The sequence below is a fragment of the Bradyrhizobium sp. PUT101 genome (assembly GCF_052043945.1).
In the GTDB taxonomy this organism is placed as follows: domain Bacteria; phylum Pseudomonadota; class Alphaproteobacteria; order Rhizobiales; family Xanthobacteraceae; genus Bradyrhizobium.
In genome coordinates, this window is the sequence record NZ_CP197207.1 from 2,887,947 (window position 1) to 2,906,963 (window position 19,017).

Below are 19,017 nucleotides of genomic sequence, written 5' to 3' on the forward strand. Positions count from 1 at the left end.
AGGATAGCGCGTCAGGACCGGCGCGGAAACCCCTCGTCCGCAGGCTTGGAGATAAATAGGCATCATGAATCCCGTCAAAGAACTGGAAAAGCACGGACAAGCGGTCTGGCTGGACTTCCTGGCCCGTGGCTTCATCGCCAAGGGCGACCTGAAGCGGCTGATCGACACCGACGGCGTCAAGGGCGTCACCTCCAATCCGTCGATCTTCGAGAAGGCGATCGGCAGCTCCGACGAATACGATGCCCCGATCGGCAAGGCGTTGAAGCGCGGCGACCGGAGCGTGGCCGACCTGTTCGAGGCGGTCGCGGTCGAAGACATCCAGAACGCCGCCGATGTGCTCCGCCCGGTCTATGACCGCCTCAAGGGCGGCGACGGCTATGTCAGTCTGGAGGTCTCGCCCTATCTCGCGATGGACACCGCCGGCACGGTCGCCGAGGCGCGGCGGCTCTGGAAGGACGTCGGTCGCAAGAACCTGATGGTGAAGGTGCCGGCAACGCCGGAGGGCCTCCCGGCGATCGAGCAGCTGATCGGCGAAGGCATCAGCATCAACATCACGCTGCTGTTCTCCAAGGCGGTGTACCTCGAGGTGGCCGAAGCCTACATCGCCGGTCTCGAAAAATACGTCGCGGGCGGCGGTGACCCCTCGCATGTCGCGAGCGTGGCAAGCTTCTTCGTCAGCCGCATCGACTCGATGGTCGACAAGCAGCTCGACGAGAAGATCGCGCGCGCCAACGATCCATCCGAGAAGGAACGGCTCGCCGCGCTCAAGGGCAAGGTCGCGATCGCCAATGCCAAGCTCGCCTATCAGGACTACAAGCACCTGTTCTCGGGGCCGCGCTGGGAGAAGCTCGCCGCCAAGGGCGCCAAGCCGCAGCGCATGCTGTGGGCCTCGACCGGCACCAAGAACAAGGACTACAGCGACGTCCTCTATGTCGAGGAGCTGATCGGCCCCAACACCATCAACACGGTGCCGCCGGCGACGCTTGATGCGTTCCGCGACCATGGCAAGCCGCGCGACAGCCTGGAAGAGAATATCGACGACGCAACGCGCGTGCTGGAGGAGCTGGAGCGCTCCGGCATCTCGCTCGAGGCGATCACCGAGGAACTGGTCAAGGACGGCGTCAAGCTGTTTGCCGACGCCGCCGACAAGCTCTACGGCGCCGTCGCCCACAAGCGCGCGGTCGTGCTCGGGCCCGCACTCGACCGCCAGCTTCTCTCGCTCGGCGACGGGCTCGGCAAGGCCGTGGCTGAGAGCACCGAGAACTGGCGCGCCTCGGCCAAGATCCGCAGACTATGGCAGCGTGACAAGTCGGTCTGGACCGGTGCGGACGAGGACAAATGGCTCGGCTGGCTCGACAGCGCGGCCAAGGCCGACATTGCCGATTACGAGGATTATGCGGGCCGCGTGAAGGGTCAGAAATTTTCCGATGCCGTCGTGCTCGGCATGGGTGGATCGAGCCTCGGGCCCGAGGTGCTGGCCGAAACCTTTGGGAAGAAGCCCGGTTTCCCGAAGCTGCATGTGCTGGATTCCACCGATCCGACGCAGGTGCGGGCGATGGAGGCGAGGATCGACATCGCCAACACCGTGTTCATCGTCTCCAGCAAGTCCGGCGGCACCACCGAGCCGAACGCGATGAAGGACTATTTCCATGACCGGGTTGCCAAGGCGGTCGGGCCGAAGGTGAAAACCGGTCATCGCTTCATCGCGGTGACCGATCCCGGCTCGTCGCTGGAGAAAGCGGCGACGAAGCTGAGCTATGCGCGCATCTTCCACGGCGAGCCCTCGATCGGCGGCCGCTATTCGGTGCTATCGCCCTTCGGCCTGGTGCCGGCGGCGACCGCGGGCGTCGACGTCAAGACCTTCATCAAGCATGCGCTTGCGATGGCCCGCTCCTGCGGCCCGGACGTCCCGCCAGCTGAGAACCCGGGCGTGCAGCTCGGCCTCGCCATGGGCCTCGCAGGCCTCGAGGGCCGCGACAAGGTGACGATCCTGGCCTCGAAGAAGATCGCCGATTTCGGCGCCTGGGCCGAGCAGCTCATCGCGGAGTCCACCGGCAAGGAGGGCAAGGGCCTGATCCCGATCGAGGGTGAGCCGCTCGGCGATCCCGGCGTCTATGGCAACGACCGGTTCTTCATCGACATCCGTGTCGACGGCGAAGCGGACGCCGCCCATGACTCCAAGCTTGCCGCGATCGAGGCGGCCGGTCATCCCGTGGTGCGCATCGTCATGAAGTCGATCGAGCATCTCGGCCAGGAGTTCTTCCGCTTCGAGATGGCGACGGCGGTTGCAGGTGCGATCCTCGGCATCAACCCGTTCGACCAGCCGGACGTGGAAGCGGCCAAGATCAAGACCCGGGAGCTCACTGCCGCGTTCGAGAAGACCGGCGCGTTGCCGGAAGAACAGCCGGTGGTCAGCACGGATGAGGCAGACCTCTACACCGACGAGGCCAACGCGACCGCACTGCGCGCAGCGGGCGCCAACGGCGACCTCACTTCCTGGCTAAAGGCGCATCTCTCGCGCTCGCACCATGGCGACTATGTCGCCCTGCTCGGCTACATCGCGCGTGACAAGGCGACGATCGACGCGCTCCAGGCCATGCGGCTCGAAGTGCGCGAGAAGCGGCAGGTCGCGACCTGCGCCGAGTTCGGACCGCGCTTCCTGCACTCCACCGGGCAGGCCTACAAGGGTGGCCCCGACAGCGGCGTGTTCCTCCAGATCACGGCGGACGATGCCAGGGATCTGCCGGTGCCGGGTCAGAAGGCCAGCTTTGGTGTCATCAAGACGGCGCAGGCGCGCGGCGATTTCGACGTGCTCACCGAGCGCGGCCGGCGTGCACTGCGCGTGCACCTGAAGGGCGGGCTCAAGAAGGGCCTCGCGGCGCTCAATGCGGCGCTCAACGACGCGCTGAACTAAGGGAATCTCTCGATGCAACTCGGCATGATCGGCCTCGGCCGGATGGGCGGCAACATCGTTCGCCGCCTGATGCGCCACGGACATTCGACCGTGGTCTACGACAAGGACGCCAAGGCCGTCGCCGGCCTCGCCGCCGACGGTGCGACAGGTTCGGCGACGCTGGAAGAGTTCGTCGCCAAGCTGGAGCGGCCGCGCGCGGCCTGGGTGATGCTGCCTGCGGGACGCATCACCGAGACGACGATCGAGACGATCGCGGGCGTGATGCAGGCGGGCGATGTCATCATCGACGGCGGCAACACCTTCTGGCAGGACGACGTCCGGCGCGGCAAGGCTCTGAAGGAGCGCGGCATCCACTATGTCGACGTCGGCACCTCCGGCGGCGTCTGGGGCCTCGATCGCGGTTATTGCATGATGATCGGCGGCGAGAAACAGGTGGTCGACCGGCTCGATCCGATCTTCGCCGCGCTCGCGCCCGGCGCCGGCGACATTCCGCGCACGGAAGGACGCGAGGACCGCGATCCCCGCATCGAGCAGGGTTACATCCATGCCGGCCCGGTGGGCGCCGGCCACTTCGTCAAGATGATCCACAACGGCATCGAATACGGCCTGATGCAGGCCTATGCCGAAGGTTTCGACATTCTCAAGAATGCCAATATCGAGGCGTTGCCGGCAGATCACCGCTACGATTTCGATCTCGCCGACATCGCCGAAGTGTGGCGGCGCGGCAGCGTGATTCCGTCCTGGCTGCTCGACCTCACCTCGACGGCACTCGCCGACAGCCCGCAGCTGTCGGAGTACTCCGGCTTCGTCGAAGATTCCGGTGAAGGTCGCTGGACCGTGAATGCCGCGATCGACGAGGCGGTGCCGGCCGAAGTTTTGACCGCGGCGCTCTACACACGTTTCCGTTCCCGCAAGGAACACACCTTCGCCGAAAAAATTCTCTCTGCGATGCGTGCAGGGTTCGGCGGCCACAAGGAGCCGAAGCAACCGGGCGCGGCGAAGCCCAAATAGGATCAAGCAAGACGTAACAAGCGAAGGCCGACAATTCGTGACAAAAGACCCGCAGCCAAAGCGCAAGCCGGAAAATTGCGCCTTCGTCATCTTTGGCGTGACCGGCGACCTGACCCATCGGCTGGTGATGCCATCGCTGTACAATCTGGCGGCCGAGAATCTGTTGCCGGAAAAATTCTGCGTCGTCGGCGTCGCCCGCAAGAGCCAGTCGGACGACGAGTTGCGCGAGAGCCTAATGAAGGGCCTGCGCGAATTCGCGACGCGGCCCGTCGACGATGACGTCGCCAGGCAGCTGCTGGAATGCGTGACCTTCGTCGAGGCCGACCCGAAGGAGCCACCGTCGTTCGACCGCTTGCGCGAGCACCTGGATTCGCTGGAATGCTCGCAAGGCACCGGCGGCAACCGCCTGTTCTACCTCGCGACCCCGCCGGCCGCATTCGCGCCGACCGCGCGAGAGCTTGGCCGCACCGGATTGATGAAGGAGAACGGCGCCTGGCGGCGGCTGGTGATCGAGAAGCCGTTCGGCACCGATCTCGCCTCGGCCCGCGCGCTCAACGCCGAGCTCTTGAAGATCATGGAGGAGCACCAGATCTACCGGATCGATCACTATCTCGGCAAGGAGACGGTGCAGAACATCCTGGTGCTGCGCTTTGCCAACGGCATGTTCGAGCCGATCTGGAATCGCAACCACATCGACCACATCCAGATCACCGTGGAGGAGAAGCTCGGCGTCGGCCATCGCGGCGGCTTCTATGATGCCACCGGCGCGCTGCGCGACATGGTGCCGAACCATCTGTTCCAGCTGATGTCGCTGGTCGCGATGGAGCCGCCGACGCGTTTCGACGCCCATTCGGTCCGCTCCGAGAAGGCCGAGGTTCTCACAGCGGTCCAGCGGCCCAGCCAGGAAGAAGCACTCAAAAGCTCGGTACGCGCGCAATATCTCGCAGGCCGCATCGGCGACGAGGAGATTCCGGACTATCGCAAGACCGCGGACGTCAAGCCCGGCAGCACCACCGAGACCTATGTCGCGCTCAAGCTGATGATCGACAATTGGCGCTGGGCCGGCGTGCCGTTCTATCTGCGCACCGGCAAGGCGCTGGCGCACAAGCGCACGGAAGTCGCGATCAAGTTCAAGCAGGCGCCGCTGTCGATGTTCTCGGGCACGGCGGTCGAGCGCCTGTCGCAGAACTTCCTCACCATCGGCATCGCGCCAACCGAGACCATCGAGCTTCAATTCAACGCCAAGATCCCCGGGCCGAGCGTCACCATCGACGGCGTCGAGATGAAATTCCACTACGGCGACTATTTCCGCGCCGATCCCTCGACCGGCTACGAGACGCTGATCTACGACTGCATGATCGGCGACAACATCCTGTTCCAGCGCGCCGACGGCGTCGAGGCCGGGTGGCAGGCGGTGCAGCCGTTCCTGGACGCCTGGAAGAGCGCCGGCACCAACGGCATCGAAACCTATGAAGCCGGCAGCGACGGCCCCGCCTGCGCCGATGAGCTGCTCCGGCGCGACGGGCGAAGCTGGCGGAAGTACTCGTGATGGCGGCGGCCGACCAGCCGAAGCTGATCGTCGAAGCTGATGCCGAAGCTCTTGCCCGCGCCGCGGCCGAACGGGTGATGGCGCGGATCGCGGCCAATCCCGGGCGCATCGCGATCTGCCTCACCGGCGGCTCCAGCCCGAAGAGGCTCTACCAGTTGCTCGGAAGCGAGGCCTGGCGTGACAGGATTCCGTGGGACCGCGTGCACTGGTTCATCGGCGACGAGCGGTTCGTGCCCGAAAGCGATCCCCTCAACAACATGGCCGTCGCGCGCGCGATCTTTCTCGATCGCAATGCCCCCGCCGGCCATATCCACCCGATTCCGACCACGGCCGCGAATCCCGATGCCGGTGCTGACGCCTACGCACGCGAGCTGCAGGCCTTCTATGGCGCAGACCAGCTCGATCCGGAGCGCCCGCTGTTCGATCTCGTGCTGATGGGCGCCGGGCCGGACGGCCACACCGCCTCGCTGTTTCCAGGTTATCCCGAGATCGAGGAGACGCGACGCTGGGTCGTCGGGGTCGCCAATGCCAATGTCGCACCCTTCGTGCCGCGGGTCTCGCTCACCCTGCCCGTTCTGGCCTCCTGCCGCGAGATGCTTTTCGAGATTGCCGGGCACGACAAGCGGCCGATCTTGACGCGCCTCCTCAATGGCGAGAATCTGCCGGCCTTACGCGCGCGCTCGAATGGCGAGACCGTCTGGCTGGTCGACCAGGCCGCGCTTCCGGAGGAAATTCGTGACGGGCGCTGAAGCACCTTGTGCATTGATCGTGATGGGCGTGTCGGGCTCGGGCAAAAGCACGGTTGCGAAGGCACTCGGCGAGCGGCTCGGCTGGCGTTTCGAGGACGGCGACGGCTTTCATCCCGCCAGCAATGTCGAGAAGATGCGAGCCGGCCATCCGCTCACCGACGAAGACCGCTGGCCCTGGCTCAATGCCATCGCCGACGAGATCGCGCTCGTGTGCGAACGCGGCGAGCACGTCATCATCGCCTGCTCGGCGCTGAAGCATACCTATCGCGACGTGCTGCTGCGTGGTCGCGACGACGTGCGCTTCGTCTTCCTGAAGGGCACAAAGGAGCTGATCGCCGAGCGGCTGGCGCACCGCAAGGGGCACTTCATGCCGCCCGAGCTGCTGGCGAGCCAATTCAATACGCTGGAGCCGCCCGAGGCGAGCGAGCACGTCGTCACCGTCTCGATCGACGAATCCGTCGAAGCGGTCGTGGACGGCGTGGTGCGCCAACTGAAACTGGGCGGCGCGATACCGAAGGTCCTGCCATGACGCAAATCTCACTCGTGGTGTCCGATGTCGACGGCACGCTGCTGACCAAGGACAAGACGCTGACCGAGCGTGCGAGGAGCGCGGTGCAGCGGCTGCATCGGGCCGGCATCGGCTTCACCATCACGTCCAGCCGCCCCGCGATCGGCATGCGCTTCCTGATCGAGCCGCTGGCGCTGTGGCTGCCGGTCGGCCCGTTCAACGGCTCCTCGATCGTCGATCCCGAGATGAGGCCGGTCGAGCAGCACCTGATTCCCGCGACCGCAGCCGAGCGGTCCTTGCAGATCCTCCGCGAGTTCGGCGCCGACATCTGGCTCTTCACCACCGACAAATGGCTGATCGACAATCCCGGCGGCAGCTACGTCGCCCACGAGCAGCACACGATCCGCGCCGACCCCACCATCGTGTCCGATTTCTCCCCGTACCTTGCGAGCGCCTGCAAGATCGTCGGCGCCAGTGCCGATGCCGCGGGGCTCGCGGCTTGCGAGAAAGCGATGCAGGAGGCGCTCGGCCGCGAAGCCACCGCGGTGCGCTCGCAGACCTACTATCTCGACATCACCCCGCCCGGCTTCGACAAGGGTACCTTCGTCGAGGCCATGGCAAAGCGCTTGGGCATCGCCACCGACGCGGTCGCCACCATCGGCGACATGCAGAACGACCTCGCGATGTTCCGCGTCAGCGGCGTCTCGATCGCCATGGGCAATGCCGCCGAAAACGTCAAGGACCAGGCCACCCATGTCACTGCGAGCAACGAGGAGGACGGTTTTGCGGAAGCGATGGAGATGATCCTGAAGCGGAATGGGGTGGGTTGAGCCTGCGGCACGCTCGTTCAACCTCTCCCGCTTGCAGGCGGGAGAGGGAGCGCACCTCCCTCGGAGCGCCAGCTTACTTCGACCGTTGCACCGCCGGCTTCTCGCTCTCCTGTCTCGCCGCCGACAGGTTATGCGCGGTGTTGATCAGCGCGATGTGGGTCAGCGCCTGCGGAAAGTTTCCGGTCTGGCGCCGCGCCACGGAATCGTATTCCTCCGCCAGTAGCCCGACGTCGTTCGCGATGCCCACGACGCGATCGAACAAGACTTGCGCCTTGTCGAGTTCGCCTGACAGCACATAGGCATCGGCGAGCCACAGGCTACAGGCCAGGAACGCGCCTTCGAGCGGCGGCTGCCCCGCAGGCAGCTCGCGCGGATCGTGCCGCAGCACGAAACCGTCGCGCATCAGGCATTTCTCGACAGAAGCGATGGTGCCGCGGATGCGCGAATCGGAGGGCGGCAGGAACCCGACGGCCGGCAGCAGCAGCACGCTGGCATCGAGCAGCTTCGAGCCGTAGGATTCGACGAAGGCGTTCTCCTCCGCGTCGAAGCCCCTGTTGCAGACGTCGCGATGAATCGCATCGCGCAAGGTGCGCCAGTGCAGGAGCGGCGCCTTGAAGCCGAAGATCTCGGCGCTCTTGATGCCGCGGTCGAAGGCGACCCAGGTCATCACCTTGGAGAAGACGTAGTGTCTGGGCTGTCCGCGCCGCTCCCAGATGCCGTGATCGGGCCGGTCCCAGACCTCGGCCAGATGATTGAGCACGGCGCATTCCAGCGCCCAGGTCTCGTCGTCGAGCTGGAGCTTGGCCATGCGCGACTGGTGAAAGGCATCGATCAACTCGCCATAGACGTCGAGCTGGAGCTGCGCGTGCGCGGCATTGCCGACACGCACGGGCTGCGCGCCCTCGTAGCCGCCGAGCCAGCCCGCCTCCCATTCCAAGAGCCGCCGCTGCCCCCAGATGCCGTACATGATCTGCATGTTCGCCGGCGAACCGGCGGCCGCACGCAGCAGCCAGTTGTGCCAGGCCAAGGCTTCCTCGGTGTAGCCCGAGTTCATCAGCGCCAGCAGCGTGAAGGTGGCGTCGCGCAGCCAGCAGAAGCGGTAGTCCCAGTTCCTGCTGCCTCCGAGCTTTTCCGGCAAGGAGGTGGTGGGTGCCGCGACGATGCCGCCGGTCGGCGCGAAGGTCAGCGCCTTCAGCGTGATCAGCGAGCGCACGACGAGCTCCTGATAGTCGCCGTCGCGGGTGCAACGGCCGCACCAGTCCTGCCAGAATTTCTCGGTCTCCTGGAGAGCGAGCTCCGGATCGATCGACGCGGGCGGCTCGAGATGCGAGGGACCGTAGGTCAGCACGAAAGGCACAGTCTCGTCCGCTCCGACCTCGAATTCGGCAATCGTGGTCAGATCCTCACCGCGGGTCTCGACGGGTGTTCGCAGCACCGCCATGTCCTGGCCGCAGATTGCGAGCAGCGCATGGTCCATCCGCCGCACCCAGGGAATGGCGGCGCCGAAGCCGAAGCGGATGACGAACTCCATCCGCATCTTCACGGTGCCGCTGACGCCGCGGACCAGCCGCACGATGTCGGACGCCTTGCCGCGCGGCGGCATGAAGTCGATCAGCGCGACGGTGCCGCTCTTCGTCTCAAAGCGCGTTTCGAGAATGAGGGTATTGCCGAGATAGCGCCGCGAGATGCGGGTCGCGTTCTCACTCGGCGCGATCAGCCAGCGCCCGTTCTTGTGCGTGCCGAGGATGGCGGCAAAGCAGGCGTCGGAATCGAAGGCAGGCCAGCACAACCAGTCGATCGAGCCGTTGCGCCCGACCAGCGCCGCGGTCTCGCAATCGCCGATCAGCGCATAGTCCTCGATCCTCTGAGTCAATGTCGTGCAAACCCTGGAATCCCCGGCCGTTCAACTCCCGCCGGGCAATGAACGTTCCCGCGTCGCCGCCTTCAAAGCCGCAAGATTGATCTTGGACGCGATCTTGTCGAGCGCAACAGGAAGGCGCTGGCGCCAGTTCGGGTGCTCGTCGATCGTGCCGGGAATGTTGGGCTGGTCGATCACGCCCAGCAAATCTTCCATCGACACTGCGAGCAGCCGGGACGGCGTGCGCGACAGGAAGGCGAGCACCGAATAGAGGTCATTCGCTCGAATGCCGTTCTGGCGCAGGATCTCGTCGAGCCTGCCGAGCGCATCCCAGCGCGCCTGGTCGTTCTCGCCGGGATCGAGCCCGAGCGAGCGCTTCATCTTGAGGTCGCTGAAGGAGCGCCAGCCGGCATAGGTCGACAGGTCATGCGTGTTCAGCGTGACCAGCGCATTGGGCCTGTAGTGGTCGACATTGCGGAAATGGCCGGCATCGTCGCGCTCGAACATCATGACGAGATAGGACCAGATGCCGAAATCCTGCATCGTCTCGCGAAAACCTTCAGGCACGGTGCCGAGGTCCTCGCCGATCACGATGCATTTGTGGGCCGCGCTCTCGCGCGCCACGGCTGCCAGCAGCGCCTCGAACGGCATCTGCACATAGGCGCCGTTGTCGGGCTTGAAGCCGCGCGGCACCAGATAAAGCCGCTTCAGGCCGAGCACGTGATCGAGCCTGATGGCGCCGGCATGGCGCATCGAGGCCGCGAGCATGTCCGCGAACGGCACGAAGGACTGCGCTTCGAGCCCACCGGCGTTGAAGCCGGCGAGACCCCAGTCCTGGCCGATGGTGTTGAGCACGTCGGGCGGCGCGCCGACGGCGAGATGGCGGGAAATCGCCGTCTGCTCGTTCCAGGCATCGAAGCCGTTGGACTGCACGCCGACGGCAACGTCGAGATAAAGTCCGACCCGCATGCCGAGCTGGCTGGCGAGCTGCTTGGCGGCGTGCAGCTGGCTATCGGCGGTCCATTGCACGAACTCGACGAACTCGACCTCGCGCTTGGCCGGGCCGTTGCGCAGCTCGGCGCATTTCGCCTCATCCGGCTGCTGCCATTCCGACGGCCATTCCCACCAGGGGGCGGTGAAGCGATGGCGCAGCACCTCGAAGCAGGCAAAGCGGGACAACAGCGGCGCGCGGGCGGCCCGGAAGGCGTCAAATGCCTTGCGGCGCGCCTCGCTCGCGCTTGTCACGAAGCTGTCAAAGGCAGCGCGAAGACCCAGCCATTTCAACGCCGCCATGTCGGCATAGGGGACGCGATCACCTTCGCGCAGACGGGCGGCCGTCGCGGCCGCGTCGGGCACGAGGTCTGGCGAGAATTCGGGAATCGCCTCGACGTCGATATAGAGCGGATTGAGGAAAAGCCGGCTGTTTGGGGAATAGGGGCTGCAATCGGCCGGATGGTCGTCGAACAGGACATGCAGCGGATTGAGCCCGACGCCGTCGGCCCCGAGTTGCTTGGCAAGCCGGACCAGACCTGTGAGGTCGGTGAAGTCGCCGATGCCCCAATTGCGGTCCGAACGGACGCTGTAGAGCTGGACCGCAAGCAGCCAGCCGCGGTCGAAATCGCCGCCGAAGGCGCGCTCGGGCGCCACGATCATCGGCACTTCTTCCGTCACGCCTTCGGCATCGGTCAGTGTCAATCTGTGATATCCGAGCGCCAGGCCGGCGGGCCAGGCGATGACGGGTTCGCGTGTCTCGCCTTGGGCGATCACATTGCCGTTGCCGTGGATTTTCCATTGCAGCGGCGGCGCACCGATGGCCGCCAATTCCGTGCGCGGATGCCCCAATGCGCGGACCACGACCGGCCCGCTGACGAAGCGGTAGACCCGCCTCTCCGGCAGGGCGTCGAGGATGGATTTGAGCGCCTCGGGCGCGGTGACCCGCAGCTTGCCGAGGGCGTCAACGAATTCGGACTGGACGCCCTTGATCCGGGCTTGAGCTAAAAGATCCATTCGGCACGCAGCTTGCAGGCCATTGTTTGGCCAAGGGCATCGATTTTAACGAGGTCGCGGAAGAGGTTAGTCAGGGGTAACTCGCAAACTGCGCTTGCCGTTCCCCAGGGAACCAATGACACACAAGCGGCTTTCTATAATGGTACCAAGCATCGGTTCCCGGCAAGGGAAACGGGCTCCTGGTTTCTTGTCAATGGCATCACCGTGAACAAGACAATTCAAACTGTCGAAAGTGCCGCAGCCGGCAGCGCTTTCCTGATCGAGGACGTCTATCCCTCGATCGACGGCGGCCGCTTCGCGGTAAAGCGGATCGCGGGCGAACCGGTCCAGGTCTGGGCCGACATCTATCGCGACGGCGACGCCGTGATCGCCGCCGCGCTGACCTGGCGCCGAGAGCAGGAGCGCGAATGGCGGAGCGAGCCGATGACCCATCACGGCAATGACCGCTGGTCCGGTGCGTTCACGCCCGTTGAGCCCGGCCAATATGTCTATGCAATCGAAGCCTGGACCGATGAGTTCGCCACCTGGTCTCACGCGGTCGCGCGCAAGCGGCGCACCGGGGCCGACGTCAGCCTCGATGCGATCGAGGGCGCCGGACTCCTGACCAAGGCGCATGGCGCGCGACAGGACGCAGCAGCGGTCATCATCAGGCAGTGCGAGGATTATCTCCAGACTGGCGACGTCACCTCGCTGCTCGCAACCGAGCTCGGCAAAGCCATGGCCGAAAGCCAGTCGCGGCCCGACCTGACGCGCTCGCCACTCTTCCCGCTGACCATAGACCGCGACAAGGCGCGCTTTGGCGCCTGGTATCAGATGATGCCGCGCAGCCAGAGCGCATTGCCGGGCCGGCATGGCACGCTGCGCGACTGCATCGCGCGCGTGCCTGACATCGCCGCCATGGGCTTCGACGTGCTCTACTTCACGCCGATCCACCCCATCGGCCGCACAAGCCGCAAGGGCCGCAACAATGCGCCGGTGGCGCGTGAGGGCGATCCCGGCTCGCCTTACGCGATCGGCTCGGCCGAAGGCGGCCACGATGCGCTGCATCCCGAGCTCGGCACGATCGAGGATTTCCGCGCGCTGGTTGCGACCTGCCTGGAATACGGCCTCGAGCTTGCGCTCGACTTCGCCGTGCAGTGCTCGCCGGACCATCCCTGGCTGACGCAGCATCCGGAATGGTTCAAATGGCGGCCGGACCGCTCGATCCGGACGGCGGACGGCCCTTATTCCGACATCGTCATCCCCGATTTCGCCTCGGTGGATCGCGTCGGCCTGTGGAACGCGTTTCGCGATGCCATGCTGTTCTGGATCGACCATGGCGTCACCATATTCGCCATAGACAATCACGACACTGCGCCGCTTGCGTTCTGGGAGTGGCTGATCCGCGACATCCGCAACCGTCACCCCGAGGTCATCCTGTTCTCCAAGACCTATGCACGGCCGAAGCTGATGACGGGCCTCGCCAAGCTCGGCTTTGCGCAGTCCTTTACCTATTTCCCCTGGCGCACCTTGCGGTGGGAGCTGGAGCAATATCTCGGCGAACTGACGCGTCATCCCGAACGCGATTTCTATCGTCCACACATGTTCGTCAACACGCCCGACGTGCTGCCCTATCACCTCCAGAGCGGAGAGGCCTGGGCATTCAAGTCGCGCGTCGCGCTGGCGGCGTCGCTCTCAGGCAATTACGGCATCTTTGGCGGATTCGAGCTGCTGGAGCATGAGGCGATTCCCGGCCGAGAAGAATATCTCGATTCCGAGAAGTACCAGATCAGGCATCGCGACTGGGACAGGCCCGGCAACATCAAATCCTACATTGCCGGGCTCAATCGCGCCCGCAACGAGAACGCAGCGCTGCAGCAGACGACGAATTTGCGCTTCCTCGGCATCGAGGACGGCGAGACGATCGCCTTCGCCAAGAAGGCGGCCGATCCGGCCAATACTGTCGTCATCGTGATCGCGCTCTCGCGCCATGCGCGCGAATGCTGGCTGCCGCTCGGCGATGTCACCGTTGACGCCGATGGACAGCGCCACCAAGTAACGGCACTCGAAAACCTTCTCACCGGCGAACGGTCCCGCATCGAATGGGGCGGGATCAGGTTGCGTATCGATCCCGACCGCGATCCGGCGCTCCTGTTCCGCTGCCTGGCGTAAGGGTTCACGCCATGAATGTCCTGTCTTCCGTCGACACCAAGAAGGCTGAGGCTGCCGACGTCGTGGATGAGCTCTGGTACAAGGACGCCGTCATCTACCAGCTCCACGTCAAGGCCTTCGCCGACAGCAACAATGACGGCATCGGCGACTTCGCCGGATTGACCGAGAAGCTGCCCTATCTCCAGGAGCTCGGCGTGACCGCGCTGTGGCTGCTGCCGTTCTACCCTTCGCCCGGCCGCGACGACGGCTACGACATCGCCGATTACGGCTCGGTCAATCCCGATTTCGGGACGATGAAGGATTTCAAGCGCTTCATCCAGGAAGCGCAGAAGCGCGGCTTGCGCGTCATCACCGAGCTCGTCGTCAACCACACCTCGGACCAGCACAAATGGTTCAAGCGCGCGCGGCGCAGCCATCCGGGCTCCAGCGCGCGCAACTGGTATGTCTGGAGCGACACCGACCAGAAGTACCAGGGCACGCGCATCATCTTCACCGACACGGAGAAATCGAACTGGACCTGGGATCCGGAGGCCGGCGCGTTCTACTGGCACCGCTTCTTCTCGCACCAGCCGGACCTCAATTTCGACAATCCGCGCGTGGTCAGCGCCCTCATCCAGGTGATGAAGCGCTGGCTCGATGCCGGTGTCGACGGCTTCCGGCTCGATGCCATTCCCTATCTCTGCGAGCGCGAGGGCACCTCGAACGAGAACCTGCCCGAGACGCATGCAGTCATCAAGCGGCTGCGCCAGGAGCTCGACGCCTACTCCAAGGGCAAGCTGCTGCTGGCCGAGGCCAATCAATGGCCGGAGGACGTGCAGGAATATTTCGGCCATGGCGACGAGTGCCACATGGCCTACCACTTCCCGCTGATGCCGCGCATCTACATGGCGATCGCGCAGGAGGACCGCTTCCCGATCACCGACATCCTGCGCCAGACGCCGGATATTCCCGCGACCTGCCAATGGGCGCTGTTCCTGCGCAACCATGACGAGCTGACTCTGGAGATGGTCACGGACGTCGAGCGCGACTATCTCTGGACCACCTACGCCAACGATCCGCGCGCGCGCATCAATGTCGGCATCCGTCGGCGCCTTGCGCCGCTGATGGACAACGACCGCCGCAAGATCGAGCTGATGAACTCGCTGCTGCTGTCGTTCCCCGGCACGCCGATCATCTATTACGGCGACGAGATAGGGATGGGCGACAACATCTATCTCGGCGACCGCAACGGCGTGCGCACGCCGATGCAGTGGAGCCCGGACCGCAACGGCGGCTTCTCGCGCTGCGACCCGGCGCGCCTCTACGCGCCGCTGATCATGGATCCCGTCTACGGCTATGAGTCCGTGAACGTGGAGGCGCAGTCGCGCAGCCTCTCCTCGCTGCTCAGCGCCACCAAACGGCTGATCTCCGTGCGCAAGTCGACGCTCGCCTTCGGCCGCGGCAGCATGACCTTCATCCGCCCGGCCAATCGCGCCGTGCTGGCCTATGTCCGGCAATACCGCGACGAGGTGATCCTCTGCGTCGCCAATCTCTCACGCGCCGCGCAGGCGACCGAGCTCGACCTGTCGCCGTGGAAGGACCGCATCCCGCAGGAGATGCTCGGCCGCACGCGCTTCCCCGCGATCGGCGAGCTGCCCTACATGATCACGCTCGGGCCCTACGGCTTCTACTGGTTCCAGCTGCTGGAACGCGACAAGTCCGAGCCGGTGACGCCGCGCGCGGTGCCGGAGTTCGAGACGCTGGTGGTGCCGGTGAATTCGAACTGGGTATCGCTCGCGCGCGAGCGCGGCGTGTTCGAGCGCGACGTGTTGCCGGGCTTCCTGTCACGAACGCGGTGGTATCCCGAGCACAATCCCAAGCAGATCAAGACCGCGCTGACCTCGGCGGTGCCGTTCTGCGACATCGGCGACAACAGGCCCTGGATCGCGTTCTTCGAGACCAGGCAAGGGCCCGCGGCCAAACGCTTCGTGCTGCCATTGCAGATCGAATGGGTGCGCTTCGATCGCGAGCGCTTCAACCCCAGGGCGCTCGCCGCCGTGCGCCAGGGCGCACGCGAGGGGACGCTGCTCGACGTCGCGACCGACCAGATCTTCATCGGCCTGTTCCTGCGCAATCTGTCGCAGAATCTGGTGGTGGAAGAGAACAATCTGCGGCTGGAGTTCAAGCCCACCAGCCGTTTCGCCGATTACACCATCAAGGAGCCCGAACGCATCCGCGCGATCGAGCAGTCGAACAGCACCGCGCTGGTCGACAACCAGTACGTCGCCAAGATCTATCGCCAGCTCGAAAGCGGCATCAGCCCCGAGATCGAGATCGGCCACTATCTCACGGAGGTCGCACGCTTCGCCAACACGCCGGCGCTGCTCGGCAGCGTCGAGCTGGTCGAGGGGAACCAGCGCAGCGCGCTCGGCGTGCTGCACGCCTATGTCGAGAACCAGGGCGACGGCTGGACCGTGACCACGGGCTATCTCGATCGCTATATCGACGAGCAGCGCGTATTGCTGGCCGGCGAAAAGTTCCGCGAGACCCAGGAGCAGGCGCCGTACCTGCATTTCGTCGCGCAGATCGGCCGCCGGCTCGGCGAGCTGCATGTCGCTCTCGCCGCGGCAAAGCCCGACGATCTCGCCGCGGTGCCGATCGAATCCGACCAGATCAAGATCTGGATATCCGACCTCAAGGCCCGTGCCGAGCGGACTATCGAGCGGCTGGCCGACAGCCGCGACGGGCTGCGGGAAGCGGACCGGCCCCTGATCGACCGGCTCACGGCGGCGCGCGCGAGCCTGTCCGACCGCCTGAATGCGCTCTTGCCATCCGACATCGGCGGGATGAACATCCGTCATCACGGCGATTTCCGGCTCGGGCAAACTCTGATCGTGAAGGACGATATCTTCATCATCGACTTCGACGGCGACCCGCGCAGGCCGCTGGCCAACAAGCGGCGCAAGGCGCCGGCCGCCCGCGACGTCGCCGGCCTGATCCACTCGATTGATCTCTCGGTCAACGCAGCGCTTGACCGGGCGCTCTCGGGGGGCACCGAGGAGCAAGGCCGGGTCACCGCCGCACTCGACGAATGGCGCCAGCGCGCCGCCGCGACCTTCCTGTCCGCCTACCGCGAAGCCATGACCGATCGGAGGCTGTGGCCGCAAGATCGGCAATCCGGGGAAGGCCTGTTAAGGTTTTTCCTGCTTGATCAAGCGTTCGACGAAGTAGAGTACGAGCTGTCCCGCCGGCCTGAGGGGCTCCATGCGCCGCTGAGCGGACTGCTTCGCATTCTGTCCAGTGCCGAGAGCGAAGCCCATGCCTAAATTGCCTGCCGAGGCCTATGCGATCATCGAGGGCCGCCACTCCGATCCCTTCCACTATCTCGGGCTGCATCCCGAGGGTGGTCGAAGCGTGGTGCGCGCGTTTTTGCCCGAGGCCGTGAATGTCGAGGCAGTCGGCGAACATGGCGAGGTCGCCCCACTCGACCGCGTCCACGACGCCGGGCTGTTCATCGGCGCCCTGCCCAATGGCTCGAAGCACTACCAGCTCCGCGCAAAGTTCGGCAACGACGTCGTCGAGTTCGAGGATGCCTACCGTTTTCCACCGATCCTGACCGATTTCGATCTCTACCTGCTCGGCGAAGGCACCCATCAGCGCATCTACGACAAGCTTGGCGCGCATCCGATGCAGCTCGAGGGCATCGACGGCATCGGCTTCGTGGTGCTGGCGCCGAATGCGCGCCGCGTGTCCGTGGTCGGCGACTTCAACTTCTGGGACGGTCGGCGCCATCCGATGCGGGTCCGCGGCAGCGGCTATTGGGAATTATTCATCCCGCATGCGAAGACCGGCGATCACTACAAGTTCGAAATCATCGGTCCGCACGGCCATCTGCTTCCGCTGAAATCCGATCCGCTGGCATTTGCGAGCGAGGTGCGGCCGAAGACGGCGTCCATCGTGTTCGACGAAGCGCATCTGCCGCGGCCGCGGCCGGCGCCAGACGGCATCAATTCACTGTCGGCGCCGATGTCGATCTACGAGGTCCATCTCGGCTCGTGGCAGCGCAAGAACGGCAATGAATGGCTGACCTATCGTGAGCTGGCCGAGCAGCTGCCGGCCTACGCCCGCGACATGGGCTTCACCCATCTCGAATTCCTTCCCGTGAGCGAGCATCCCTTCGACGGCTCGTGGGGCTACCAGCCGACCGGCCTCTATGCGCCAACCAGCCGCTTCGGCACACCCGATGAGTTTGCAATACTGGTCGATGCCTGCCACCGCGAAGGAATCGGCGTGCTGCTCGACTGGGTCCCCGGTCATTTCCCTGATGATCCGCACGGGCTCGGCCATTTCGACGGCACCTCGCTTTACGAGCACGCCAATCCGCTGCAGGGGCGCCACCTCGACTGGGGCACGCTGATCTACAACTACGGCCGCACCGAAGTGACGAACTTCCTGGTGTCGAATGCGCTGTTCTGGCTGGAGCGCTATGCGATCGACGGCCTGCGCGTCGATGCGGTCGCGTCCATGCTCTATCTCGACTACAGCCGGCCGCCCGGCGCGTGGATTCCGAACCAGTACGGCGGGCGGGAGAACATCGAGGCGATCAACTTCCTGCGCCGCTTCAACACGGAAGTGTTTGCCCGCTTCCCACAGGCGACCACGGCCGCCGAAGAGTCCACCGCCTGGCCGCAGGTCTCGCGCCCGGTCGAATTCGGCGGGCTCGGCTTCGGCTACAAGTGGAACATGGGGTGGATGCACGACACGCTGAGCTACATCAGCAAGGATCCGATCTACCGCAAGCACCATCACGGCGAGATCCTGTTCGGCCTGCACTACGCCTTCTCGGAAAACTTCATCCTGCCGCTGTCGCACGACGAGGTCGTGCACGGCAAGCGCTCCATCCTCGGCCGCATGCCCGGCGACGAGTGGCAGCGCTTTGCCAATTTGCGCGCCTATTACAGCTTCATGTTCGGCCATCCCGGCAAGAAGCTGCTGTTCATGGGCGCGGAAATCGCGCAGAGCCGGGAATGGAATCACGACCAGTCGCTCGACTGGCATCTGCTCGAATACAAGTACCATTCCGGGGTCCAGGCGCTGATCCGCGACCTCAACCGGCTCTATCGCGCGGTGCCGGCGCTGCACCAGATGGATTGCGACCAGGCCGGTTTCGAATGGCTGATCACCGATGATGCCAGCCGCAACGTGTTCGCCTGGCTTCGAAAGGGATTCGACGAACACGCGCGATGCCTCGTCATCGTCAACTTCTCACCCAACGTTTATCGCAACTATCCCGTCCCCGTGCCCTTTGGCGGCAAGTGGAAGGAAGTGCTCAACTCGGATTCCGCTCACTATGGCGGCAGCAATGTCGGGAATATCGGCGAAGTTCATGCCGACGAGGGCGGCGAGCTCCGCCTCACCATTCCACCGCTCGCTGCGATCTTCCTCGTTCCGGAAAGCTGAC

Annotated in this window: 11 protein-coding genes; 9 read left to right on the top strand and 2 right to left on the bottom strand. The window is 64.9% G+C overall.

Annotated features, from left to right (window positions below; genetic code table 11):
* The first annotated feature begins 64 nt into the window (after positions 1-64).
* Genes ACSHT2_RS14285 through ACSHT2_RS14310 form a run of 6 tightly spaced genes read left to right on the top strand, consistent with a single transcriptional unit; the run spans position 65 to position 7,561 of the window.
* Positions 65-2,914, top strand: a complete 2,850-nt coding sequence (locus ACSHT2_RS14285) for a bifunctional transaldolase/phosoglucose isomerase (RefSeq protein ID WP_440642126.1) — start codon at positions 65-67, stop codon at positions 2,912-2,914.
* Between the two features lie 12 nt (positions 2,915-2,926).
* Complete coding sequence (gene gnd / locus ACSHT2_RS14290; RefSeq protein WP_440642127.1) at positions 2,927-3,925, top strand: phosphogluconate dehydrogenase (NAD(+)-dependent, decarboxylating); 999 nt, start codon at positions 2,927-2,929, stop codon at positions 3,923-3,925.
* Positions 3,926-3,962: 37 nt separating this feature from the next.
* Positions 3,963-5,474, top strand: a complete 1,512-nt coding sequence (zwf, locus tag ACSHT2_RS14295; RefSeq protein ID WP_440642128.1) for a glucose-6-phosphate dehydrogenase — start codon at positions 3,963-3,965, stop codon at positions 5,472-5,474.
* Positions 5,474-6,223 (top strand): 6-phosphogluconolactonase, encoded by a 750-nt coding sequence (gene pgl / locus ACSHT2_RS14300; RefSeq protein WP_440642129.1) that lies wholly within the window; start codon positions 5,474-5,476, stop codon positions 6,221-6,223. The genes zwf and pgl overlap by 1 nt, the downstream gene beginning before the upstream one ends.
* On the top strand, positions 6,210-6,752 hold the full coding sequence (locus ACSHT2_RS14305; RefSeq protein WP_440642130.1) for a gluconokinase: 543 nt from the start codon (positions 6,210-6,212) through the stop codon (positions 6,750-6,752). The genes pgl and ACSHT2_RS14305 overlap by 14 nt, the downstream gene beginning before the upstream one ends.
* Positions 6,749-7,561, top strand: a complete 813-nt coding sequence (locus tag ACSHT2_RS14310; RefSeq protein WP_440642131.1) for an HAD family hydrolase — start codon at positions 6,749-6,751, stop codon at positions 7,559-7,561. Before ACSHT2_RS14305 ends, ACSHT2_RS14310 begins: the two co-directional genes overlap by 4 nt.
* Positions 7,562-7,634: 73 nt before the next feature.
* Here ACSHT2_RS14310 and ACSHT2_RS14315 read toward each other — a convergent pair whose 3' ends face one another.
* Together ACSHT2_RS14315 and malQ are read right to left on the bottom strand one after the other, a co-directional pair.
* A complete protein-coding gene (locus tag ACSHT2_RS14315) occupies positions 7,635-9,434 on the bottom strand; it encodes a glycoside hydrolase family 15 protein (protein ID WP_440642132.1) in 1,800 nt (599 codons plus the stop codon).
* Positions 9,435-9,464: 30 nt separating this feature from the next.
* On the bottom strand, positions 9,465-11,426 hold the full coding sequence (malQ, locus tag ACSHT2_RS14320; protein ID WP_440642133.1) for a 4-alpha-glucanotransferase: 1,962 nt from the start codon (positions 11,424-11,426) through the stop codon (positions 9,465-9,467).
* Positions 11,427-11,630: 204 nt separating this feature from the next.
* On the opposite strand from malQ, the gene ACSHT2_RS14325 reads away from it, so the two are divergent.
* The 3 genes from ACSHT2_RS14325 to glgB are packed head-to-tail and all read left to right on the top strand — an operon-like array spanning position 11,631 to position 19,016.
* A complete protein-coding gene (locus ACSHT2_RS14325) occupies positions 11,631-13,577 on the top strand; it encodes a maltotransferase domain-containing protein (protein WP_440642134.1) in 1,947 nt (648 codons plus the stop codon).
* An 11-nt stretch (positions 13,578-13,588) separates the two neighbouring features.
* Positions 13,589-16,882 (top strand): maltose alpha-D-glucosyltransferase, encoded by a 3,294-nt coding sequence (gene treS, locus ACSHT2_RS14330; protein ID WP_440642135.1) that lies wholly within the window; start codon positions 13,589-13,591, stop codon positions 16,880-16,882.
* Positions 16,875-19,016: a 1,4-alpha-glucan branching protein GlgB gene (glgB, locus tag ACSHT2_RS14335; protein ID WP_440642136.1), complete on the top strand. Its 2,142-nt coding sequence runs from the start codon at positions 16,875-16,877 to the stop codon at positions 19,014-19,016. Before treS ends, glgB begins: the two co-directional genes overlap by 8 nt.
* The last annotated feature ends 1 nt before the right edge of the window (position 19,017 follow it).